Source organism: Lysinibacillus sp. NPDC097214 (assembly GCF_050277945.1).
Classification (GTDB): domain Bacteria; phylum Bacillota; class Bacilli; order Bacillales_A; family Planococcaceae; genus Lysinibacillus; species Lysinibacillus xylanilyticus_B.
Genome location: NZ_JBNNSS010000004.1, coordinates 482,156 through 506,157, shown reverse-complemented (window position 1 = coordinate 506,157; position 24,002 = coordinate 482,156). Strand labels below are relative to the sequence as shown.

Annotated in this window: 25 protein-coding genes and 2 pseudogenes; 16 read left to right on the top strand and 11 right to left on the bottom strand. The window is 32.1% G+C overall.

What is annotated here, in order from left to right:
* Nucleotides 1-408: 408 nt before the first annotated feature.
* From ACQKMI_RS12505 to ACQKMI_RS12485, 5 genes and pseudogenes are all read left to right on the top strand, one after another.
* Nucleotides 409-1,359, top strand: a complete 951-nt coding sequence (locus ACQKMI_RS12505; RefSeq protein ID WP_427489290.1) for an EamA family transporter — start codon at nt 409-411, stop codon at nt 1,357-1,359.
* Between the two features lie 83 nt (nt 1,360-1,442).
* On the top strand, nt 1,443-2,915 hold the full coding sequence (locus ACQKMI_RS12500) for an FAD/NAD(P)-binding protein (RefSeq protein WP_427489288.1): 1,473 nt from the start codon (nt 1,443-1,445) through the stop codon (nt 2,913-2,915).
* Between the two features lie 76 nt (nt 2,916-2,991).
* Nucleotides 2,992-4,251 carry an ATP-grasp domain-containing protein gene (locus ACQKMI_RS12495; RefSeq protein WP_427489286.1) on the top strand — a complete coding sequence of 420 codons (1,260 nt, stop codon included), beginning with the start codon at nt 2,992-2,994 and terminating at the stop codon, nt 4,249-4,251.
* Nucleotides 4,252-4,733: 482 nt separating this feature from the next.
* Nucleotides 4,734-5,049: pseudogene (locus tag ACQKMI_RS12490) on the top strand (hypothetical protein); the annotation flags it as partial.
* A 178-nt stretch (nt 5,050-5,227) separates the two neighbouring features.
* The gene (locus tag ACQKMI_RS12485; RefSeq protein WP_427489284.1) at nt 5,228-6,556 is read left to right on the top strand and encodes a sodium-dependent transporter; all 1,329 of its coding nucleotides are present in this window, start codon (nt 5,228-5,230) and stop codon (nt 6,554-6,556) included.
* Between the two features lie 215 nt (nt 6,557-6,771).
* Here the strand turns inward: ACQKMI_RS12485 and ACQKMI_RS12480 are convergent, their stop codons facing one another.
* A complete protein-coding gene (locus tag ACQKMI_RS12480; protein WP_427489282.1) occupies nt 6,772-7,035 on the bottom strand; it encodes a hypothetical protein in 264 nt (87 codons plus the stop codon).
* Between the two features lie 143 nt (nt 7,036-7,178).
* Between ACQKMI_RS12480 and ACQKMI_RS12475 the strand changes: the two genes are divergently transcribed.
* Complete coding sequence (locus ACQKMI_RS12475) at nt 7,179-7,457, top strand: hypothetical protein (protein WP_427489281.1); 279 nt, start codon at nt 7,179-7,181, stop codon at nt 7,455-7,457.
* Nucleotides 7,458-7,765: 308 nt separating this feature from the next.
* Here ACQKMI_RS12475 and ACQKMI_RS12470 read toward each other — a convergent pair whose 3' ends face one another.
* Nucleotides 7,766-8,428, bottom strand: a complete 663-nt coding sequence (locus ACQKMI_RS12470; RefSeq protein ID WP_427489279.1) for a TVP38/TMEM64 family protein — start codon at nt 8,426-8,428, stop codon at nt 7,766-7,768.
* Between the two features lie 366 nt (nt 8,429-8,794).
* Between ACQKMI_RS12470 and ACQKMI_RS12465 the strand changes: the two are divergent.
* Nucleotides 8,795-9,040 (top strand): annotated as a pseudogene (locus ACQKMI_RS12465) (uridine kinase); the annotation flags it as partial.
* 185 nt (nt 9,041-9,225) lie between these two features.
* Nucleotides 9,226-9,627 carry a hypothetical protein gene (locus tag ACQKMI_RS12460; protein ID WP_427489277.1) on the top strand — a complete coding sequence of 134 codons (402 nt, stop codon included), beginning with the start codon at nt 9,226-9,228 and terminating at the stop codon, nt 9,625-9,627.
* A 606-nt stretch (nt 9,628-10,233) separates the two neighbouring features.
* Here the strand turns inward: ACQKMI_RS12460 and ACQKMI_RS12455 are convergent.
* Together ACQKMI_RS12455 and ACQKMI_RS12450 are read right to left on the bottom strand one after the other, a co-directional pair.
* Nucleotides 10,234-10,854 carry a hypothetical protein gene (locus ACQKMI_RS12455; RefSeq protein WP_427489275.1) on the bottom strand — a complete coding sequence of 207 codons (621 nt, stop codon included), beginning with the start codon at nt 10,852-10,854 and terminating at the stop codon, nt 10,234-10,236.
* Between the two features lie 443 nt (nt 10,855-11,297).
* Nucleotides 11,298-12,251, bottom strand: coding sequence for an MBL fold metallo-hydrolase (locus ACQKMI_RS12450; RefSeq protein WP_427489273.1), 954 nt, complete (start codon nt 12,249-12,251; stop codon nt 11,298-11,300).
* Nucleotides 12,252-12,538: 287 nt separating this feature from the next.
* Between ACQKMI_RS12450 and ACQKMI_RS12445 the strand changes: the two genes are divergently transcribed.
* The gene (locus ACQKMI_RS12445; RefSeq protein WP_427489271.1) at nt 12,539-13,000 is read left to right on the top strand and encodes a VOC family protein; all 462 of its coding nucleotides are present in this window, start codon (nt 12,539-12,541) and stop codon (nt 12,998-13,000) included.
* Nucleotides 13,001-13,051: 51 nt separating this feature from the next.
* On the opposite strand, the gene ACQKMI_RS12440 is transcribed toward ACQKMI_RS12445, so the two are convergent.
* On the bottom strand, nt 13,052-14,296 hold the full coding sequence (locus ACQKMI_RS12440; RefSeq protein ID WP_427489269.1) for a nucleoside permease: 1,245 nt from the start codon (nt 14,294-14,296) through the stop codon (nt 13,052-13,054).
* Nucleotides 14,297-14,704: 408 nt separating this feature from the next.
* Here ACQKMI_RS12440 and ACQKMI_RS12435 point away from each other — a divergent pair, with 408 nt between their 5' ends.
* The 6 genes from ACQKMI_RS12435 to ACQKMI_RS12410 all read left to right on the top strand — a co-directional run bounded on the left by ACQKMI_RS12435 (nt 14,705) and on the right by ACQKMI_RS12410 (nt 18,239).
* Complete coding sequence (locus ACQKMI_RS12435) at nt 14,705-14,917, top strand: hypothetical protein (RefSeq protein ID WP_427489346.1); 213 nt, start codon at nt 14,705-14,707, stop codon at nt 14,915-14,917.
* Between the two features lie 522 nt (nt 14,918-15,439).
* Nucleotides 15,440-15,865, top strand: coding sequence for a DMT family transporter (locus tag ACQKMI_RS12430; protein ID WP_427489267.1), 426 nt, complete (start codon nt 15,440-15,442; stop codon nt 15,863-15,865).
* A 21-nt stretch (nt 15,866-15,886) separates the two neighbouring features.
* Nucleotides 15,887-16,579, top strand: a complete 693-nt coding sequence (locus tag ACQKMI_RS12425) for a Crp/Fnr family transcriptional regulator (RefSeq protein ID WP_427489265.1) — start codon at nt 15,887-15,889, stop codon at nt 16,577-16,579.
* 17 nt (nt 16,580-16,596) lie between these two features.
* The gene (locus tag ACQKMI_RS12420) at nt 16,597-17,061 is read left to right on the top strand and encodes a DMT family transporter (RefSeq protein ID WP_427489263.1); all 465 of its coding nucleotides are present in this window, start codon (nt 16,597-16,599) and stop codon (nt 17,059-17,061) included.
* 166 nt (nt 17,062-17,227) lie between these two features.
* A complete protein-coding gene (locus ACQKMI_RS12415; RefSeq protein ID WP_427489261.1) occupies nt 17,228-17,554 on the top strand; it encodes a metalloregulator ArsR/SmtB family transcription factor in 327 nt (108 codons plus the stop codon).
* A complete protein-coding gene (locus tag ACQKMI_RS12410) occupies nt 17,541-18,239 on the top strand; it encodes an SRPBCC domain-containing protein (protein WP_427489259.1) in 699 nt (232 codons plus the stop codon). The genes ACQKMI_RS12415 and ACQKMI_RS12410 overlap by 14 nt, the downstream gene beginning before the upstream one ends.
* Nucleotides 18,240-18,515: 276 nt before the next feature.
* On the opposite strand, the gene ACQKMI_RS12405 is transcribed toward ACQKMI_RS12410, so the two are convergent.
* The 5 genes from ACQKMI_RS12405 to ACQKMI_RS12385 all read right to left on the bottom strand — a co-directional run bounded on the left by ACQKMI_RS12405 (nt 18,516) and on the right by ACQKMI_RS12385 (nt 21,130).
* On the bottom strand, nt 18,516-19,451 hold the full coding sequence (locus ACQKMI_RS12405) for a bile acid:sodium symporter family protein (protein ID WP_427489257.1): 936 nt from the start codon (nt 19,449-19,451) through the stop codon (nt 18,516-18,518).
* 341 nt (nt 19,452-19,792) lie between these two features.
* Nucleotides 19,793-19,990 carry a hypothetical protein gene (locus ACQKMI_RS12400; RefSeq protein WP_427489344.1) on the bottom strand — a complete coding sequence of 66 codons (198 nt, stop codon included), beginning with the start codon at nt 19,988-19,990 and terminating at the stop codon, nt 19,793-19,795.
* 130 nt (nt 19,991-20,120) lie between these two features.
* Entirely contained in the window at nt 20,121-20,240 is a 120-nt protein-coding gene (locus ACQKMI_RS12395) for a DUF2992 family protein (protein WP_427489342.1), read from the bottom strand.
* Nucleotides 20,241-20,544: 304 nt separating this feature from the next.
* On the bottom strand, nt 20,545-20,691 hold the full coding sequence (locus ACQKMI_RS12390; RefSeq protein ID WP_427489255.1) for a YjcZ family sporulation protein: 147 nt from the start codon (nt 20,689-20,691) through the stop codon (nt 20,545-20,547).
* Nucleotides 20,692-20,935: 244 nt separating this feature from the next.
* Nucleotides 20,936-21,130 carry a DUF4177 domain-containing protein gene (locus ACQKMI_RS12385; RefSeq protein WP_427489253.1) on the bottom strand — a complete coding sequence of 65 codons (195 nt, stop codon included), beginning with the start codon at nt 21,128-21,130 and terminating at the stop codon, nt 20,936-20,938.
* Nucleotides 21,131-22,009: 879 nt separating this feature from the next.
* Here ACQKMI_RS12385 and ACQKMI_RS12380 point away from each other — a divergent pair.
* Complete coding sequence (locus ACQKMI_RS12380) at nt 22,010-22,417, top strand: hypothetical protein (protein ID WP_427489251.1); 408 nt, start codon at nt 22,010-22,012, stop codon at nt 22,415-22,417.
* A 385-nt stretch (nt 22,418-22,802) separates the two neighbouring features.
* On the opposite strand, the gene ACQKMI_RS12375 is transcribed toward ACQKMI_RS12380, so the two are convergent.
* On the bottom strand, nt 22,803-23,570 hold the full coding sequence (locus tag ACQKMI_RS12375) for a MerR family transcriptional regulator (protein WP_427489249.1): 768 nt from the start codon (nt 23,568-23,570) through the stop codon (nt 22,803-22,805).
* Nucleotides 23,571-24,002 lie beyond the last annotated feature (432 nt).

The window sequence follows — 24,002 nt, the reverse complement described above, 5'->3', positions numbered from 1 at the left end:
TGTTCAAAATGCATAGGTTTTTTCTATTATGAAATCGGCGTTCACAGCCTATTTTTAATCAAATTTTATTCTAAACCAACAGATATACCAGTGATTTTCAACGCACTTCAATCGAACTTTATTATAATAAGCGGTGAAAATCAGCTGTTTTTTATCAATCTTTATTCAAAAGCTACAGTTATTAATTGTAGCTTTGCACCTAGAACTTCCCGTTTTTGGCGAAGACATCTTTAATTAATTAGGAAATTTCTTTATTAATTATAGGTGTTTGAATTTTCTGAAAAGTATGGTAGTATACAATTAGTAGGGTATAAGTGGTTATATTTCAAAAAAGAACCAAATGTGTAAAGTGGATACAATTACTTTCTAAAGAAAACCGTAATTCATTTAAATTATGGAGATTGGAGATTGGAGATAAAAATGAAAATAGGGGCGATTTCAAAAACAGGTATATCTAAATCTATGGCTATTGGTACTAGCTTCTTATTACTTTCAGCACTACTAACGTCTGTTAGCCAAGTTTATTATGCAAATCGAGTTCAAGGTGTACATCCATTTTTATTTACAGGAGTGAGTTTTTTTTTTACTGCACTATTATTCAATCTAATAGCTTTGAAACAACGTAAAACATTTGCTCAAGTAAAATCTTCTATTTATGATTTTCTTATGTTAAATGGGAGTTCTGTTTTGGCATTCATGGGCTTTTATTATGCATTGAAATTTATAGAACCTGCTATTGTTAGTTCTCTTGAGATGGGGGTTGGTCCATTTTTTGTAATAATTGTAACGACTATAATGGCAAAAGGAAAAATTCAAGCTACAAAAGCACAGTGGTTAATTACATTGGGGACGTTTGCGGCAAGTTTATTGTTAATAGCAACAGCATTATTTGGTTTATCTGGTATCAGAATCACACACCCTGAAGATTTCATTTATGGTATTATAGCCTCCGTCCTTTGTGGATTAGGTGCCGTTTTATGTACAATTTACTCAAAAAGATTAAGTAACTCAGGGTGGTCTAGTTCTACTATTTTGGCACATCGTTTTTACGCTATAATAATTATTTCGTTTTTGATGACGTATGACAATTTGCCAACTTACTTAATGCAAAACATAGATTGGATTATCTTGGTGACCATTTTCGGTGTAACTTTACCAACCTTCTTACTACAAAAAGGAATACAACATTGTGAGCCTTTTTTTGTTATGATGTCCATCTGCTTCATTCCCGCTTTCACCTTCATTTTCCAATTTTTTGATCCAAGAATTGTTTGGTCTACACCAACGTTAATGGGTGTGTCAATACTATCTATATTGGGAATTGTAAGTATATTTACTGAAAATAGATCAACCCAATAGACAAATTTATAAGCTATAGAAGTCTGATTTAGTATGCACTGAAAGATTATAAATAAACAATAAAAAATCTCAGGAGGTAAATGATGGAAGTACAGGTTGCAATTATAGGAGGAGGCGCTAGTGCTGTTTCTATACTTTATTCCCTTAATAAAGTACTAGATAAAGCACTTGATTATAGAATTAATATCGATATTTATGAACCTAATAAAGAAGTAGGAAGAGGACTTGCATACATCGAAGATTCTGAAATTATCAAGTTAAATAGACCGCCAATTGACATGTCAATTGATATCCAAAATAAGAATCATTTTTTGGATTGGGTATCTAAAAATGCTAAAGATCTTTATGACTTCTCTGAATACTTGCCTAGAAGTTTATACGGTAAGTATCTAAACGTAAATTATTTGGAGACAAGTACTTCGTTATTGAAAAAAAATATTAAGGTAAATCATATTAGAGAAAAGGTACGGGGAATAAAAAAAGTAACGAGCGAATTATATAAGGTGCTATCTAGTGGAAATAAAGAAAGTTATTATAACTTTGTCATTCTTGCTATTGGAGGAAAAAATAATGACGACCCATACGATTTAATGGAAGATCCAAATTTTATTAATGAACCTTACCCTTTAGAAGAAAAATTATATCATTTAAAACCAGATGATAAAGTTGGTGTTATTGGAAGCAGTTTAACTGCTATTGATGTGTTCTTATATTTAAAACAAAAAAACGTAAAAAAATGTACCATGTTATCTAGGTCAGGACAACTTCCGAGTGTAAGAGGGTTAGATTCTGACATTAACCTTCATTATTTAAAAGAAAAGATTTTGCGTTGTAAGAATGTAAATTTAGAGTGTTTATTAACACTTTTTTTAAAAGAGTTTGAAGAAAAAAGTATTTCATGGAAAGAAGTTTTTCTTGAAAAGAATGAAGAAGAAAACTATACAACCTTCTCAAAAAAAATAAGACTTGCCAAAGAAAATAACACATGGTTCGATGTTTTAAGAGAAACACACCCAATATTAGATGAAATTTGGGTATGCTTAAATGATGAGGAAAGGAAATATTTCGTAAAAAGGTTATTACCTTTATACATACCGAGAAGAGCAGCAATTCCACTTATAAATGCAAGAGAAATTTTAGATTCCCTTGAAACAAAGGATTTGCAAATTATAGGTGGTTTACAAAGAATAGAACAATATAAAAATAGATTCAGAACATGCTTTTCAAATAATCAAGATAATCAATCATTTGATATTATTATTAATGCAACTGGATTGTCAGGTGAAAATACTAATAATGAATTAATTGAAACGATGCTAGAAGATAATTTAATTTCCACTCATATTGCAGGAGGAATAAGAGTGGATTTTAATACAGGCTCTGTAATTTCAAATGAGAATAAGACAAATCCAAATATTAAAGCAATAGGCCATATTACAAGTGGGAATTTTTTTGTAGTAAATAATTTGGAATTTATAGCCAAGAAATCATTTGAGATTTCTTGCGATTTGGCAAACCATATTAAAAATAATATTATGTCCAAAGAATTTGCCTGAAATGTTAAAACTTTAATAAGGATTAAATTTTAACAAATAAAGATTACTATAATATGTAAAAGGGTGGAGATACACAATGGAAGTCTGCGTAATCATAGATGCTTATTCAACAGGAAATCAACTGGCAAAATACTTCAAAGAAAATAAATATGAGGTAATTCATGTACAAAGTTCAGAGTACCCTCCTAAAATTCTTTCCAACTCTTTTAGGGTGGAGGACTTTAGTACTAATGTGATTTATGATGGCAATTTAGAAAAAATTTTAAATACATTAAGCGAGTATAACCCTAAAATAATATTGACCGGCTCTGAAACAGGAGTGGAATTAGCAGATATCTTAGCCAATCATTTTAATCTGTTAAACAATGTATTTGAATTAAGCTCTTCAAGAAGAAATAAGTATATCATGATTGAATCAGTTAAAAATGCCGGCTTAAAAGTCTCAAATCAGATAAAAACTAGCTTTTTCAATGAGTTAGTTTCATGGGTAGAAAAACATAATAAATGGCCTATTGTAATAAAACCACTAGATAGTGCTGCTTCAGATAATGTAAGAATTTGTGCTAATCTGCGGGAAGTGGAGCAGGCTTTTAATAACATTATAGGAGAGGAAAATAGCCTAGGATTATTAAATAAGGAAGTTCTTGCCCAGGAATATATTACTGGAGAACAATACATGGTTAATGCGGTTAGTATAGACGGTGAGCATTATATTACGGACTTATGGTTTGAAGGGTTATATGAAATTAACAATTCCTCAATAATCTACGATAAATGGACTTTATTAGATCGTAAAGATCCAATTTATGAGGATTTAATAGCATATACAAAAAATGTTCTAACATCATTAGGAATAGAATATGGGGCCACACATTCAGAAGTAAGATTGACAAATGAGGGGCCAACGATCATTGAAACTGGCGCAAGAACAATGGGGTTATCTTTTGATGAAGAAATTTTTAAAAATGTTTTAGGATATTCTCAAGCAGAATTAACTGCTTATTCATATATAGATAAACAATTATTTCTAAAAAAATATAATGCTCTCCCTGAAAATTCAGGTTGTTTGCAAATAACATTTTTCCGTAGTCAGGAAGATAGTATCCTAAATAATAAAATACAAGAATTTAAAAATTTTAATACTGTAAAGAAAATAAACTTGATAAATCAACCAGGAGATCTAATAAAAAAAACCATCGAACCAATGATGCATCCTGGATGGCTTTACCAACTTTCTAATACGTATGAAGAAATAGACAAAGAATATATATTGATTAGAGAAGCCGAGGATAATGGAACAATTTATAGTAAGCTTGTTCAATATAACCAAATATAAAATCACTAGGATTTATTCATTAATAAAATCTGCTTTATATGTTCGTATTGTTATATAGAATTAATTATGAATATAGATACTTAAATTTCCAATGATAGCGATAAGTTTTCACAGATATTTTTTTAAATAAGAAGTGGATTGAAAGATGTTGTTATCGTTGGAGAATTTTATGGTTGAGAAATGAACTTTGGTTTGGTTTACTAGCGTCGCATTTAAATAATACACCAGTCCATTAAAGACTAAATACTAATTTAATTTAAAATTGACATAATAAACGCCTTTAATTGAGCAATGGGCTGCATCTAATGTGGGAGTAAGCTCTTTTGAGTGCAGACCATTTATCAGTTCAATCAGATGAAATGGTCCTTATCTGTACGACGTAGAATCGTTATGAAAATGCTTTTCGACTTTTGAACGTACTGGATTCTAAAGGGAATCAATTGAATCTGTTAACGAACTAATTCAACTTGTCTACATAAGAAATTGCTGAAATGTACAATTCACGATGGGTCATTGAATTGTTCTACAAATGGACGAAACAACATTTGTATATCAAGAAGTTCTTTGGATAGAGACAGCAGTGTGTACATCACAATGATCGTGTATTGCTTGAAAGTATTCGCTCAGTTACAGATAAACAGTGAACGTACGTAATTGCAGATCAGCCGATATCTAAAGGCGGCTTTATGGAAAGCAGCAAATATTTGGTTAAGTAAAATAGAAGGAAAAAGTGTCTGTAATGTCATTGGTTTGGCTATGTTTTCCCATTTAAAAGGTGCGATGAAAAAAAGGATGTAAGTTACCTATATTCTAGTGTTTTATTTTTTCTTTTAAATGCAAGAATGTACAGACGGATTATTCTGAACTTGTTTATACAGCGCTAGTGCGTTTGGATGATTGTAGAATTGCAAATAAAAATTATTACCAGAGTTTTAGCATGTTTCTAGTTACATGATCTCGGCGAGGAGAATATAAATTGAGTAGAGAAAATTGGGGAAGTAGATTTGGTTATATTATGGCAGCAACGGGTTTTTCCGTTGGTTTGGGGAATATATGGCGCTTCCCTTACTTAGCTGGTTCTAATGGTGGCGGAGCATTTATTTTTGTCTATATTTTAATATGTTTTTTTATTTGTATTCCTTTGCTTACAATGGAAATAAGCTTAGGCCGAAAAACACAGTTAAACCCCATAGAAGGTATGAGATCTATAACTAATAGAGGAAGTGTATGGGTCTCGTTTGGGTGGTTAGGAATTATAACAGCATTTATTATATTAACTTACTATATTCAAATAATGGGATGGATCTTAATCTATTTATTTAAGACACTTTTCGGTTCATTTTCTTTAATAAACAATAATAGTGTTTCCTTTAACGACATCACCTCTAATACTGTTTTAGTAATTGGAGCAACTTTTATTTGCGTAATTATAGTAGGTGTGATTTCTGCAAAAGGTTTAGAGAAGGGCATAGAAAAAGCATGCAAATTCATGATGCCTGCGTTACTTATTATGTTAATTATATTAGCTATAAGATCATTAACGCTTCCCAATTCTTTAGAAGGATTAAAATGGTATTTAACAGTTGATTTTTCTATGATTAATGGACAAGTATTACTAGCTGCTTTGGGTCAAGGTTTTTTCTCTATAGGGATAGCTTGCGGTGGAGCTTTTGTATATGGTAGTTATTTAAATAGAAATAGTAATATCCCTGAAGATGCGACACTTATAGTTGGATTAGATACTCTGATTGCGTTTTTAGCAGGTTTAGTTATATTTCCAGCAATATTTGCTATGGGACTTGAGCCTAATTCTGGACCGAGTTTGCTATTTGTGACCATGGCAAATTTATTTTCAAACTTGCCTGCTGGAATATTTTTTGGAGTAATATTCTACTTATTAATATTCTTTGCTGCAATTACATCAGCAATTGGATATTTGGAACCAATTGTAATGACGTGTACTGAGCTGTTCAATTTTAAAAGAATAACAGCTGTACTGTTAAGCTTAACTTTAATATTTCTAGCAGGTTTACCAATGATTAAAGCTCACGGTTCTTGGTCGGAAATTTTAATTGGAGGAAAGAATTTTTTTGAGTTTGCAGATTATCTGTCGGGGAACATTTTAATGCCCCTTGGAGCTTTAATTCTAGCTTTTTACACTTTATTAGTATGGAAATTTGAAAAATATAAAGATGAAACAAATATAGGAACAAATAAATACAAAATAAATAACTGGTGGAGTTTTTTTATTAAATACCTCTTGCCAATCTCTATAATCCTCATATTTGTAACAGGAATAAAATAAATGATTGCTATAATTTTTATTAATAGTCAACTTTAACATAGTGAAATTGGCAAATTTGTAACACTAATATATTGGGGAATTACAGGACTTTAAATCAGTTCTTGAACAGCTAAAAGAGATAAAATAAAAACTACCTCTTTTAGTCAAATAGACGAACATCTTGAACAGTTTGGTTGGATAGCCTTTCACTGAAATAATTGTGGTGGGCTTATTTTCTATTTAGCTCTTAAAAAGTCTTCAACAAGTTCATACAATTTTCTAGTAGTAGGATGTATGTCTCCAACAACTGTTGATAACACAGTTGCGCACGAATTATTTTCGTCACTATATCGATTCACATATGATAATACTTTTCTTAAGTCTTCCATATGCCTATCTGTCAATTCATCAACCAAATAACTATGAAAATACCCATTAATTGCTTTAATATTATGTGAGGCGATCTTAAATAGAATAGAAGTGGCTCTAGTGGGTGTCAAATCGAGTGCATATGCCAAAGTAGATATTAGTTCATAATCTGCCTTTTTAAACTTAATCGTTACTTTCTCAGAAGGTACTTTAAATCAACTGCAGAGAATAATGACAAAGAGATTTGACAATTTAACCTGTCATAATTACCGTTTTGGATAAGAGAAAAGTAGGAAACATTTTAGGTGTTACATCTATTTTATCTGTGATTATAAGTATCATTGTTTTTTATGCCGAAAGAGGACCAAATGCTGATATTTATTTTATTATCATCAATTTTAGTATTTTATCAATTATTGGTATTTTATTTGCTATACTCTCTTGGAAAATGTCTAAACAACTTATTCTTTTAATTGTCGGCTTAATAGGGAATGTATTTGTTTTGGCTGCAGCTTATCTATTACTATTAGCAATGGGAATTAGCGAACCATAAATCTTCTTCAACTAACGGGTGCAAGAGTTTAAGATCAAGCACCGAAGTCAAAGGTGCTTTTCTTATTGAGCTAACGAGGCAGGTTAGTTCAATAAGGAAATCTATTTTTATAACGAATTTAATATTAGTTTCGGTGAACCGTACCATAAGTAAGTGCAAATGAGGACTTAATAATAAAAATCCCCTGTTGTCTAGATTGATTAACAAAGAGGAATTCTTTCTCTATGTAAACCTACATATTTACAGATGCTTTTAGGACATATTGAGGTGAAGAGGAAACAAAAAACTGATGAGAAATAAAATTCTCATCAGTTTTTTTGAGTCCGATGTATAGACCTCTTATTGACGCGATAGAGTAATACTACTAATAAGATGACAAGGACAATTAATAGTAAATAAAGAGGGTTAAGGGTTGTTGCTAAAATAACGAAAAAGGATGTTGAAGCGAGTACTAAGCCGTAAATCATGTTGCCTATTGTTGTTGCGATCACAAAGTGCGAAATTTTAAGTGAGCTTACCCCAGAGGCAATATTAATTAAATTGGTCGGTATAAATGGAAGAATACGCCCAGATAAAACAAAGAGAAAGCCCTTTTTCTCTATTTTTTCTTGGTATTTTTTTGTTACCGAATTAGAAAATGCATCCTGAAAAAAATATCGAATGGATAAGAAAATTAGTGTGCTACCAATTACGCTACATAAGCAACTATATAAATAACCATACCAAAAACCGAATAGAGTAATATTTGTGGCAATTACTAAGACAAGTGGAATGAATGTAAACAAGTTTTGCAACATCATTATGACGAGCATAATAAGTAAAATAAGTAAAATATTATTGTGGGCTAAAGTTCGAATCGTTTCCGGAGTTAAGTCTGCAACCGTTAAACCGCTTCTTTTTAATAAAAAGAATAGGCAAAGTACGAATATAATATAACCAATTACACGGAAAATAAGTTTGCGTTTATTCATGAGATGCTCCTTTTACAAGGTCGGTAATTGTATATTTTTTTTGAATCCCCTTCCAGACAAACTTTATTTTAGCAATACTTTGAACTAAATCAAAGCGAAATGGTTGAAGTAATATAAAGTGGTTAATTAATTTGAATTGCGTAAAAATTAAGGTTTTTTGATGACACGTTTAGAAAATAAGGTAGCTATCCACCTAGCTGCTGCGCGACGTTATGAACTATCATCTTGTGAGAATTAGGAAAAACCTTTGAAGCAACAATAACTTTACCGCCATTTGCTGGAGAAGCGGTTGATAATTTAAAAACCTCATTTATATACATTACGGAGAACCGTACCACAAGTGATGGTACACAGGATGAGGAAAGTGTTCCTGTTGGTGGCATTGTAATAATCGAAGGCGTATATTCTATTCGAAAAGAATTAACAGATAAATATGATTTCAAAATATGGGTTGATTGTCCAAGAGAAAAACGTCTTTCAAGAGGTCTCGATAGAGAGGGAGAAGAAGCTCGTGAAATGTGGGAAAATAATTGGATGATTTCAGAAGATATTTATGTGGAAAAACATAAGCCTTATGAAAGTGCTGATATTGTTGCCGATGGAACTAAGTAAAAGAGAAGCTATTCAACTAACGGGGTGCTTTAGTGGAATAAGGAGATTTGAAATAATCTGTTTTTTTGGGGGTCTCGTCAGATTTATGCGGATTTACAACGTTAAGGAAAGAATTGTTACCAAACGGGGCTTTGGGAACTTTAATCCCTCTATTTGACGTCTTTTAAAATATGGTATGTAAAAATTTGGGTGGTGTAAGTATTAAAAAAGTGGTTTATGTAATTCTAATTATTGCTGCTATAGGTTTAGCTGTTACTTTATTTGGAAATCGAGCTAGTCAAGACACGGTTTTAGCTAAGGAAATTAACTCCTTTTTGGAAAATGGCGAAACACAAATTGATTTAACTGGGGTAACTGATTTCAATTGGACTCAAGTCAGTGTATTTGGACCTTATACATCAGATAAAGCGATTGAAGATTTAATGGACATCAAATTTAAAGGGGATAATGGTGGAATAGATATCCTAGACGACCGATTTTTATTAGTATTTGCTTATGAAAAATATGCTGTTAAAACGGTTGTGATTTCAAGGAAATATGGTACCTACACTATAAAAGATAATAAATTTTTAATTGTTGAGCAGTAACTTTATATTATGTATTAAATATGCAATTTACATTGGGATAACGTTCCCAAATCAGACTTTGACGACTCTACGAAGAAAGCTTTCCAAACGAGGGTTTGGGAACTTACTAAAATGGAAACAGTCTATAATAAAAGGAATTATTTAACTCCTAAAAAAATTCCTAGGTTAATAGGTTCGTTCAAATGTTAATCTTAAATTAACGATAATGGAGGTATAATGATGTGGTTAATATTAGGTCTTATTGCAATAGTAGCAACTTTTATAAATCTTTATATTTATACAAAGAAAATGCATTTCTTAAGGAACTTTGTGTTTGTGTGTATGGAGAGGATTTAGGAGAATGATTTGGTCCGTATAAACTTACATCAGAGATAGCAATCTGTTTTAATGGTGATATTTACGAAGCTCTTAATCGGACGCGTGAGGGTGAATGGGCTAGTGCAAACTTTTCAAATGAAGCCAAAATTCCTTTTGAAATGTAGTGTAGTGCTTGAATTTAATTTCTTTTAGTAAATGTCTTTTGTAGCGAAAGCGAAGCGTCAGCTATAAACGCTTCGCTTTTACATAATAAACATTCACTCCGGGTTCTAGTTAAGGGGAGATAATTTAATTCTCTTGTGTCTGATTAGATTTCTTGAGTCCGATAATACTTCCTGAAATCGTGAAAATAGCAGTTCCTACGATTACTATCATTAATTCGTTGTTATCAAAATAATGATACGAAGTTAATGAATTATTAACATGTCTTATAAAAAGAACTGCTGCGTAGGATGTAAAGAAACCGATAGTTGCTCCACATGTAAAACCACTGATATGCAACCAGTTGTTATATTTCTTTAATAAGAAATGAGATAAAAACACAAGTACGATTGGAAACAACTGGATGAAATGGAGGTCGATTGTGTTACGAATAGAGATGTTTTGTATGTAATCTTCGTTTGATTTGTAATAATATAAGTAATATGAAACGTTAACTACTTGTATAGCTTTGATCAACCAAAAGCCGATTATTGTCCCAAACAGTATCGGTTTGACAGTTATTTTTTTAATTAAAAAATAACAGATAATAAGCGAAATAATCACGGTAATAGGTAACTTGAAGATAAAATCAAGTAGCTCAAAATAACTACCACTTAATTCATGATAAAGGGCTGCTAAAGAAAAAAATGCGAGAACTGCGGCAATAGCAGTAACTAGATAAGTTGTTACATTTAAAAATAATTTCAATTGGGTTGCTCCTTTTTATGTTTGTTAAAGACTGCGTTCTGGAAGATTGTTGCTGTAAAACAAAAAAGACATAATTCATCTACAATCCAATTTCATTCCATAGAATACTTTTCCTTTCAAATCTTAACAATTTTTTGCTTTGTTTTATATATGTAATTTTTTCCACTTTCAACTTAAGAGGGTAGCATAGCAATGAGTTTGTTTTGGAGTATTAAAGAGTTTCTATAAGAAATCTTAGGTCACAGGATTATTTATCAGCCTATTAATTATTATCAATCTTTGTTTAAAACAGCAAAAAGACCACCTCGTATGAGATGGTTACTTTCTTCTTGCTATTCAACTCAAGTACCTCTGTTTCTATAACTTACTCAAACTAGTTACTCAATTTGTTCTTCGATCATGTCCACTTTATTTTAATGTTCTAATCTTGTCTCATCCGTAATTTAGTCGCTGTCGTTTTTTTCTAGATAACCAAGAATCCCCATTGCCGATACAATGGTATCGAACGGGATTGTTTGATAAACGGGATGATTTTCTGCAATGCCATTTTCCTGTAAATAGTTGTGCAAAAGTGCCTTCAAGCGACTATCTAAAAAATGTACTTGTTCTTTAAAATCACTAGATACCGATAACGCTTTTTTTCCTTCAGCTAGAAATAGCGGCGTCCAATAGCGCACTTGTCTGTAAGCTTCAGTTGGATTTCGATATGCACCGAAATGACCGAAATACAATTCACTAGCCTTTAATTTTTCATAAAGCTGGATAGATTGCTCCATCGCATGTGGGTCATACTGATTCGGTGAAGTGGAGGGAATAATTAAATCAATTGCTTCGCTTTCCATTTCTGGATAACATACACCAGTAGTATCTCCAACAAACAATCCATTCGTAGCAGAATAAAGTATAGATACATGATGCTTTGCATGACCTTCTGTATGATAAAACGTTAGCTGATGTTGACCTAAAGGTAGGACTTCCTCATGGCCAATTTCTAAAATGCGTTCAGCATCAATAGGGACAATTGGATCAAATAGACGATCAAATTCTGCTCCGTAAACACTCTTTGCGCTTGCGATTAGACGGCTAGGATCGACCATATGAGATACACCTCGTGGATGGACAACGAATGTAGCATTTGGACAGCTTTGCAAAAATAACCCTGCGCCTCCAGCATGGTCTAAATGGATATGCGTAACAATTACATATTGAATATCCTCTAAAGAAATATGTAATTCATCTAAACCTTCTACTATATATGGCATAGACGGACTAGCAGAAGTCTCGATTAAGGCAATTTTTTCATCAATCAGCAAATAAGAGCTTGTACGCTGTTCCCGATCTAAATCATGTGTATCAATACAATAAAAATTTGGTGCAAGTTGTTGGACTCTCCCCATTTAAATAGCCTCCTATGTTTTCGAAAGTATAGTATATTCTCTTGTACGTGTCTTTTATCTACAATAAGTTGTGTTTATACTTTATGATATAGAAAAGTATACTGAGTGTCTATTCATTTTTTGTGGGGGAACAACCCCTTAATTTTGGATATATAATCTAATGTAAAACAAACGAGGATCTTCATACAATTTGGAAATTATTAAAATTTCAGACGAATGATTGATGTAAAAGGGTAATTTTACTAATATAATTTTTCTTAAATCAAGATGAAATAGGAGATATTGAAATGATAAAAGGTTTATATGAAGCACATTTACCAGTAAGTAATTTAGAAAACTCGATTGTATTTTATCAAAAGTTAGGGTTAGAGCTCGCCTATAAAAAAGGACAGGTAGCTTTCTTCTGGATAGCTAAAGGTGAAAGCTGGTTAGGCTTATGGGAAAGTGATAGTGTACATTTAAAATACCATCCATCTATCCGACATTTGGCGTTTAAAATTGACGAAGAAGATCTTGAGCATGTAAAAGAGTGGTTATCGTCAATTGGTATTGAAGTTCGAACAGAATTTGGCTTTACTCCCGAACATCAACCACTAGTACTACCAAACAATCCTCATGCGCATGCTGCAATTTACTTTTCTGACCCGGATGGTAATTCATTAGAATTGATTGCGCCATTGAGACTGGATGTTGATGAAGATTTAAAAATGATGTCTCTTGAAGAGTGGAGAAATCGTCAATCCATTTAATCCAGTAAAAGAGCCTTAACCAAAAGGTAAGGCTCTTTCTTTTATAGGGCATTATCTATTTTTTAGGGCATTGCTATCATGATTATATTTAAAAACGATGGCAAAAATGATGGCCAAAACGAGCGTATAGGCGCCAAAGAACAACCAAATATTTTGCCAATTTCTCACGCCGTCAACTGTAAAATAATCAACTACTTTCCCACTAATGACAGCTCCTAAATAGGCGCCTATTCCATTGACCATCGTACTAAATAATCCTTGAGCACTGCCGCGAATTCGATGATCGACTTCTTTTTCTACAAAAATCGCTCCCGAAATATTAAAGAAATCAAAGGCGCAACCGTAAACGATCATTGATAACAGCAATAGTAAAAATCCTCCGCCAATCGGGCTTCCATACCCAAAGAAAACAAATCGTAATGTCCATCCCACCATACTGATTAGTATTACTTTTTTAATGCCATACTTACTTAAAAAAAATGGAATGGTGAGAATAAAGAATACCTCTGAAATTTGTGACACTGATAATAAAATAGCTGGATATTTAACAGCAAAGCTATTTTTATAATCAGGGTTCAATGCGAAGTCGTGTAAAAATGGATCACCGAATGTATTAGTAATTTGAAGCGCAACGCCTAATAACATTGAAAAAATTAAAAACAAAGCCATTTTTTTATCTTTAAAAAGAACAAAGGCATCAAGTCCCAAAAGGCTTACCCATGACTTGTCCTTTATTTCATTGGAAGTTGGGCACGCCGGAAGAGAAATTGTGTATAGCGCAAGTACCAACGAAGACCCGCTAGCAATAAATAACTGAATATTACTTAATTCAATTTTGGCAAGACTAATAATCCACATCGCAAGAATGAAACCAATTGTCCCATAGACACGAATAGGGGGGAAGTCCTTTACAATATCAAACCCTTTGTTCTCCAGACTGAAATAAGAAATCGTATTCGATAGTGCAAGTGTTGGCATATAAACGATTGAATTAAAAAGCATTACCCAAAACATCATGGTAGGATCTGAAATTTGAGCAGATATAAATAGGGTAATCGCACCAAGGAAATGCAATATTCCGTATAAAACATTGGCTTTTACCCAACGATCCGCAATAATTCCTATAAGACTTGGCATAATAATAGCTGCAAGACCGTTAGAACTATACACGATTCCAACTTGCGCGCCAGTAAAATGCAACGTGTTAATCATATAAGAACCAAATGTAACAAGCCAAGACCCCCAAATAAAAAACTGAAGAAAAATCATTATTTTAAGCCGCAATTTTATATTCATTTTTTCCTCCTATAGAAGGTGATGTAGTTATTCTGAAGCAATAATGCTACTTAAATAAGTACCAGATTTTGTAATTCGTTATTTTGGGTTTTCGAACATAACTACAGCATTTGCTCCTTATGTCCGAATCATACGAATTTATTGGAGTTTCTTTTGATGGTTTGTCCTATATAAAAGAACAGAATGGTTTTGGTGAAAATGGCGATAATATATACGCTTTATAAATGGCAAGAACGTGAAGGAAAAATAAGGAAGAGTTTAGTTTTCCGAAAAAAATGAGGAAGTCGATTCTAGAAAGCGATTTATTAGGATAAAATCTGGAATTTTTTGATAGGCAATCTAGTTTCTAACGAATATAATTATTAAGTGACGTTATAAACTTAGATTTTAGGGGTAGGTACTTTGGAAATGTTTATTATGGCAATATTGGTTACGTTAATTTTTGGTAGTTTTTCTTACATGTTATTAAAGTTCCCTGAAGATTTTTTAAAGATGAGTTCCTTTTCAGAAAAAATCACGAAGAAACCATTTTTAAAAAAGTACGTTCAGTTTACGGGCTGGTGGTTTTTAATAATTGTGATTGGTATATGGATTATAGCAATCCTCTCTTTATTTGAATGAAATATTGAGAAAAGTTGAAAATTACAGCAGGAAGCGAATATGAAGCGATATGCTACAGCTCAGAATAATGTATGTTCTTCTAAATGAGGATTGTCATTATTACACATAGAAGAAGAAAACGAAGGGTTACGTTTCTATACATATTTTTTTACAAAGTGAAGTTACTCATTTGAAAAATACTGAGTAACTTTTTTCTATTTTGCAATTGCTTTTAAAAAGGGCTGTGAGGTTCAAATAGGTTAAAGACTAAACTAAAAAGAGGATATATGAACATATATCCTCTTTTGTCATGCATATTAGATTTATTAATTAGATGCTTATTAAAAGGCATATACGGGTTAATGAAAATATTAATTTTAATAGCGTTACTAGTCGAAAGCAACACTATACAACAGCAAGGTATTCGTGGAAGAATTGAAACATTAAGGCAACAGTTTTTATAACAATGTGACAATTGTCCTTTTTCCTAGAAGCATTTTAGTTTTTAATTACGTTATGTATAAAGGATGTAGGGGTGATTTTTTGAAAGGAATTATATTTGCAATTATTGGAGGAGCTTTCATTACACTTCAAGGTACTTTTAATGCAAAACTTAGTTCGGATATCGGCATATGGTCGACAAGTATTATGACACATTTAATTGGATTTATTATTGCAACCTCTATATTTTTTATAAAGAAAGAAGGAGCTGTAATAGATTTAAAAGGTGTAAAAAAAGTGTATTTAACATCTGGCTTATTTGGAGCTGTTATTATTTATGCGGAAACAATTTCGATTTATGCTATGGGGATTACATTAACGGCTGGAACACTCATGATTGCTCAATTAGTAACTGCTACTTTAATTGAAATCAATGGTTTGTTCAATGTTGGAAAGACACCGATGAAAAGTTATCATATTGTGGGAACAATAATTATGATTCTAGGTATTCTTGTTTTTAATATGTAGAAGTGAAAGAAGGTGTTGGAAATGGATAGTAAATCAAACTCAATTATTCATTATTTGAAAGTTTATAATATCTTCGATGTTTTTTCAAAAATGAATATAGAAAATTTTCAGGTAAATCATTTCAAAAAAGGTACTAAAATTTGCGATAAAGACGATGAGATTAATCGTTTATATTTTGTCGTAAAAGGAAAAGTGAAAGTTTATACGATCACACCCGAAGGCAAGAAACTGATCTTACGCTTTATAAATTCTTTAGCAATTGTCGGAGATATTGAATTGATACAAAATAGTAAAGCACATAATGTCGTTGAAGCATGTTCCGATGTTGAAACAATTTCCATTTCTTTTGAAGTCATTAGAAAAACGATGTTGCATGAACCTATATTTATGAGTTTTTTACTCGAGAACATAGCAAGCACGTTAAAAATATCGACTGGTTTTACGGCGCTTAATTTGCTCTATCCTGTAGAAGTACGTGTAGCTAGTTATTTACTTTCCATATCAACGGATAGTACGGGAAAAGTATACAAAGCAGATATAGATTCTGTATCTGTATCAAGTATTGCAGATTTTATTGGAGTAAGCTACAGACATGTAATTCGAGTTTTGCAAAAGTTTTATAAAGAAAATCTAATTGAAAAGAAAAAAGGAACCATTTTAATTAAAGATTTCAATAGAATGCAAGAAATTGCTAAGAATAACATCTATGAATAATTAGAAAGGAAAAAATTATGATAGGATTAATTTTTGCTGTCTTAGCAGGTACATTAGTTAGTTTGCAATCTGTTTTTAATGCAAAGGTAAACGAAAATATAGGACATTGGTTAACAACTTCGTGTGTTCTTGGCTTAGGACTTATGAGTTCATTTGTATTTCATGTTATTACAGAAAAAAGTTTTTTTATTAATTATCACACTACAAATAATTTATATTATGTAAGTGGCATGTTTGGTATTGGGCTAGTCATTTGTATTATGAGAGCTGTTAGACTATTAGGTCCAGCTTATACTGTACTAATCAGTCTTATAACTCAATTGGTAATTGCATTATGTATAGATACTTTTGGATTATTTGGAGTGGAGAAAGTACCTTTTCAAATGAACAAATTAGTTGGTATAGGTCTGTTGGTAATAGGTGTATTGATTTTTAAAGATTTGCTTCCTTATAAGAAAAATGAGATGACTCAGATAAGATAGGGGCGTCATAAAGTATGGTTTGAACAAGTTAATTATGAAAAAATCCGATTTTCCAAGCGTACAGAAAGTCGGATTTTTATTTTTCAGAAAAGTCTTGACATTATTTATGCCCATATTTATATTTTATATATAACCAAACAGTTATATGAGAAGTGAGGAAATGATAATGCCAAATGTTTATCGAGCATTAGGTGATTCAACGCGACGCCATATTTTAAGTATGCTTAAACAAGGAAGCAAAACCCAAAAGGAGATAGTTGAAGCATTTGATATCTCTCAACCAGCAATTAAGAAGCATTTGAATATTTTATTGGAGGAGAAAATTATTTCAGAGAGCTTGAATGGGAAATATCGTATCTATTCAATAAATCTCGACACACTCCAAATTGCCTACCATGAAATGCTTCAATACATCGGAGAACTACTTGATGATCAACTCATAAATCTAAAAAATTATGTTGAAAAAGGAGAGTTTCGAGATGAAGAAAAATAAGGGTTCTGTTAAGCGAGAAATTGTAGTTAATGCATCTTTGGATAAAGTTTGGGATGCATTGACTAAGCCTGAGCATTTAAACCTTTGGTATACAAAAAATGCTGACATAGAGTTTTGTATAGGTGGAAAAGGTTATATGAATCATGGCTGGGGGGCAACATCTGAGGGTGTATTTACAGAAATAGATATTATGAAACGCTTTGTACTTCAGAGCATTGATGGGGATTTTACTACCATTACATCTTTAGAAGAAATTGGGGATAGCGTAAAAGTGAGTATTGAATATCAGGCTTCCTTTATTGGTGAAATGAATCAATCTACAAAGGAAAATATGTTATTTGGTACAAGTCAATTTTTAGAAAATCTAAAGAGTGTTTATGAAACTGGAACGGATAATCGTTCGAAGTTTTGGAAAACATGGATTGGTATTGCCCACACAACAAACGATGGGGAGAGAGGTACAAGAGTTTTACAGGTGAAGGAAGGCTCGGTAGCTGCAGCTGCTGGAATTAAACCTGAAGATATTATACTAGAGATAGATGGAGAAGAAATCGGAGGATATGAATCTTTTGAAAGAACATTGAATGAAAAAAATGTTAATGGCAATGTTACCTTAACGATAGAAAGCAAAAATGAAAAATCACAAGTAAACTGTCTTGTAGATACTTATCCTATACCTTATTAATATTTAATTAAAGGATTATCGGAAAAATTGTACATGTAACAAAAGGAATAAATGTAATATATGTACGATGTTTTATGGTCGAAAAAATATGATGTAAACTCGGCGGTAAGTTGGTGTGGTAGGGATACTCTCCAAAGGTATTCAACAAAATAATTAATTACAAGACGTCTGAGCATGCATAGATAATTGGTTTTTAAGTGAGTAAAACTAAAAAACTCTGGAAAGCCAAGGCTTCCAGAGTTTTTGAACATTTAAATGTTGTGTGTTGAATCTTATTTACGTATCTTTATCTTTCATACGGCTAAAAATGGTTGCTAATATAGGACCAGATATATTATGCCATACACTGAAGATCGCACTTGGTACCGCGGCTAATGGAGAGAAATGTGCAACGGCTAAAGATGCACCTAGGCCCGAATTTTGCATGCCTACTTCAATAGCAATAGCCTTCTTTTTCGCTAAGTTCATACCGAAAATCTTTCCAAATAAATACCCGATTAAATAGCCTAAACAATTATGTAAAACAACAACTGCGAAAATAATTAAACCAGTTTCAGCAATCTTTTGTTGATTGCCCGCAACAACCGCAGCCACAATAGCAACGATGGCTACTACAGAAACAAGTGGCATCACTTTCACACTTGCTTTGGCTTGTTTGTTAAAGAATTTTTGTACAATAAAGCCCAATGCAATCGGAATAATTATTACTTTGACGATCGACATAAAAAGTGCACTAGGTGCAACATCAATGTACTCACTTGCGAATAAATAAATAAGTCCAGGTGTGATGATCGGAGCTAATAAAGTTGTGATAGATGTAACTGTCACCGATAATGCCACATCTCCTTTGGATAGGAATGTCATGACATTTGAAGATGTACCCCCTGGGCAGCAACCTACCAATATAACACCAATTGCAATTTCCGGTTGAAGATTGAATAGTTTCACCAATAAAAAGGCTAAAGTTGGCATGATTAGAAATTGACCAACTACACCAACTGCCACATCTTTCGGTCTAGTTAAGACTTCTTTAAAGTCCGCAACTGTTATGGTTAATCCCATACCAAACATTACAATACCTAGTAATATCGTGATATACGCCCCAATCCAAGAAAATCCGCTAGGAATAAAAAAGGCAAGTGCTGCAAAAAGAAGCACCCAAATTGCAAATGTATTGCTAACAAACTGACTAAAACGTTCTAAAGCTTTCATGTAACACCTCGATGTAATATTTTACTAACATAGTAAACTATATATCGAATACAGAATTTAATCAATAGTGAGAATAATCAATTAATAATAGTTAGTTCTATATTCATAATATTTAGGAAAATAAAGTTATAATGCCTTGATGCAACTAAAAAAATAACCAGGACATCACGAGAGTTAGAACTATTGGTTGCGAATAATACTGAGAGACGTTGGAATGTTGTGAGTAGGATGAATTACATTTCTCAAGTTCCACGACCGTATCAGATACTATTGGAATGGGAACTGATGAGTTAATTACAATAACATCAATGTTCGTAATAAACCAAATGCGCAGGTATCGACTAATAAAAAAACTGACAACCAATGTTGTCAGTAAAGAGAATGATATTACCTACCTTTATGTTTATTTTTAGACTTTGAACTTTAATATTCCTAATATATTCTTTACGTTCTTCTTTTAGTCGTTTGCAGGTAACAGATTTTTCTTTTTTCCTTAGATCCAATTCTGCTTTGAGCGCTTCTTCAGCCTTAGTGGAAATACTAGGTTTTTTAAGTTCTTTCGCTACTTTTCTTTGAAGTCTTTTAGGGTTAATTTTTTTACTTTATTTTGTTGTATAGGTATTACACCATGTTTATCATTATTTTTGATTAAATCCAACAATTTCGTATTTACAAAATCATAGACTTCTGATCTTTAGGTTCTTTTCCAAAAATATACCGGTATGCTTTGTATTTGTTTTCGGAAATGTTTTCTATTAGCCCTATATAAAATTGTCCATCATAACAAATGGTTAGTTTCGTAGTAGGTCCCTCCTTAAAAATAACCTCGAATGATGGACATCCCAGGAGGGGAAGGTTAATGACATCAAAATGTGATGCATTCGGACTTCCAACCGAATCGTGTTTTTTTTTTCAAGTATGTATTATAAACCACTTGGCAATTTTTGTAATGTGAAATTTGGATTTTAATTATGAGTTGACTTGAAATTGATACAAAAAAAGAAAACCTCATAATGTAGAAATTTAACCACTATATGAGTAAAGTAACAATAAAAGGGTCACCGGGCTGGTGGGGACCCTATAATCTGAAATGTTAATATCCTCTATTCATGAAAGTAGCGCCGATAATAATTAAAAGTATAAATAGAACAACAATTAAGGCAAATGTTGAACCATTACGATGTCCGCCACCGTAATAGCAGCCTTCATTTATACCACCAACATTTCCGTAGTATCCCATAAAGTATACCTCCTTTCTACAATATATAATATGTAAGCTGTTGAGAAGGAGTGAGGTGTTAAACCATTTAGCTATAGGCATTAAAAAATATATTTTTGTGAGATAAGACAATAAAAAATGGTCACTTGGGATAGGAGTGACCATTGTAAAGAATCCAGGAGGTGTAAGGCTAAATTAGCTTTACATTACTATTAATATGACGTGGTAGCTATGTTTGTATAGTTTATAGCCTCAGGAAATAGATTTATGTATTTTGTGGTCTTTCGAAAATTAGTTCAAAGTAAGTACCTAACCCTGGTGCAGAAGTGAAATCAGGAGTTAAAATTTGAATAAATCTCCATCCTTCTTTTGCGTGATTATTAATTACTTCTCGATAATCTTCGGTAGGTCTACCTGTTATTTTTTTAAACTCAATTTTAACAAACTTATATTCGTACATTAGAAACAACTCCTTTTTACTAGATTATACCATAAAAAGTCGCAGCGTTAGCAGACGCTTCAGCTCAGAGTTGGTTTATGCCATTCTATTTAGGCTAAAACATAGGAGGGCAAAACTATGTAAAAAGAGAAAACACAACAAAATCGCTATCAGCTAGACAAAGCAATTAAGAAGTACCAAGACAACATGTGTAAGTATATGAGAATGAAATTCAAGAAGGACAAGAGATACGATTGGGAGAAGGATGATTTAGCTGAATGGCATACAGTTCTCATTGGAGGAATTTTTATAGTTGTAGTTTTTTATTGAGTATCTACTAGATTAGGTGGTGCAATTGGATGAATAATGTACAGACCAGATTTTTATTGCCCGCTTGGATTTTCAGAAATGCGGAGAATAATGATAAAATCAGTCGCTTGTTGCTGGAAATGTAAGACTAAACTTGTCATTTCTTGCGCTTACCCGGGAAATTATTTCTTATTTCCTAACCTGAGTAACCATTTCCCAAATAGCTTTCAAGGCAGATAAAAAATAATGCGGGGTTGAGGCTTTGCATATGGTTTTGTTAAAAAATACGTGATTTAAAATTTGAATATTACGTCAAAGAGAAATACGAGGGCAAGTGGCAAAATTCAGATACGACTATGCAACTTTTTATATTAATCCTCGTGCGGTTGAGGAAATGACAGCAGAGTGAGATTATCAGTACCTCTGTTTTAAAAGGTGGATAAAAAATAACGCCAAAAAGTGGTGATAATAACCTTTTAATTAGGAAAATCAGAAATAAAAGGATGGTAATACCTCGAGGGTAAGTATTAGTTATAGCTAATTAAAATTAAATAAATAGAGATAGCCTTATTATCATTAGGGAGTGAGGAAATGATTGATTATTTTGAACGAAAATTAAGATTTGAAGATATGGAAGTATGGGATCTTCGAATTGGAAAAGATATTTATCGGTTGTTTATTGTAGATGAAAATCGTGCTTCTGAAATAAAGGATCTGAATTTGCCTTCTAATGTAAGGGTATTTGAAGAAGATTTAAAAGAAAATTTAATCACTGTTAAGGTATACTCCGATAAACAAGTGAAAACAGAACATATAGAGTTAATAGACCAGTTTTCGAAACAAATAACTGACCATGTTGCATTAGCTCATTGTCAAGTAGTTCTTTCATTTTTTACTGGTAAGATTGATGATGTATTAGAGGATATTTTAAAAAATATGTATAATATAGAATTTGAAAAAATTCCTTTGAAGCATTTGTTACATTTAAACCAGGACTAATTTTTTTCTTTTATATAATGTACCTATCCAAACGATTGTTTTATTAGGTGGGGCACCATTCGTATTGACACATTCTACAAGAGTATTGAATTTTACCTTTGCTTAATGTGCCACGTATAGGTATGTATTCACTTTTTCGTAACTTAACATCTTTTAAAATAGTCCATTTCTTTCGAATAATTCGCTCTCTCTGATGGCCAATATAGTTTTTTGAACGATTATGTGTTAGACACGATGATTACAGACTATTAAACGTATTAAGGATAACATTGTGAATCAAATGATGGCATTACGTAGGGGCATTGTGCCCCTACGTAAGATAGGTACATATTTATGAATAATGAAATATAATTCACCTGTAATTTAAAATAGATTAGAGTTATTTTTATTCCATTTCTGTTTGTTTCATATAACATTCTATCGCTTGATTAAACCATTTTTGTTCCTCTTCTGTGAAAGGAGAAGGTATCCTATTTTCAAGTTCTTGAACGTTTAGTTCTTCCACCTTAGTATTAGCTAACTGTTGGATTAAATCATCACCAAGAAATGAAAAAATTGATTCTAAATAATTCTTGATCATGTCTTGTACTTTGGAGTCAGCTACTGGTTTACCATATAATTGTTTCATTTCTTTAGACAGTTGGATGAACGTTTTATCCAATGCAATTTTATCTTCCTCTGATTTCTTTGATAGCTCCTCCACGATATCTGTTAATTCATGATGTTCCATCCATTCTTTTTGTTTATGTTCTGTATTCATACCATAAATAAGGCTAAATAATAGTGTACTATCTACTTCTCCTTCCTCCTCGACTAACTTTATTACTCTTTTAATTGCTTGCATCGATTGCTCAATTTTTTCCTTTTCACTTTCTAAAGCAATTAAATGGAGGGATAAACTTTCATTCAAATCAACGTTAAAAGATGATTTATGTAATAAATTGGAAACTTTTTCTAGGCTATACCCTAAAAATTTTAGACTTATAATTTTTTGCAAGGTAATAATATCTTGATAATTGTAAATGCGGTGCCCTGAAGTAGGATTCTTTTCTGGTTGTAATAAACCAATTTCATCATAGTAATGCAAAGTAGGAATTGGTATTCCTGTTTTTTCTGAAAATTCTCCGATAGAAAACTTTTTATCCTTATTCATCAAAATTCCTCCTATTAAAAAGTATAGGTTCATCATACAACCTCAAGCAACTTGAGGTTCAAGAGGAAAATTTAAAAAGTGTATGAATAATTACTGCACGAGTTACAAATATGATACATGTTACAAACGGTGCTTATGATACATTCGTTACACATTAGGTATTTAATAATTAAGAAGATGACCAGCAAAGCTAATTTAGCCGAGCTGGTCTTTTTTATTTACTTAGTCATAATCAACCAAAAGTCTCAAGCTCGATATGGTCAGTCTATCATTGTATTTACGAGTAAATAAAACTTTGATATTCTATATATGGGAAATTTTTCTTAGTGAAGGGAGTAATAAGGGTGTTAAAGTGAGCAAAAAAATTATACCTGTGGGGCATTAATTATTGTTTTAGAAAGTGTATGTCTAGAAATCAAGGAGGCAGTTTTT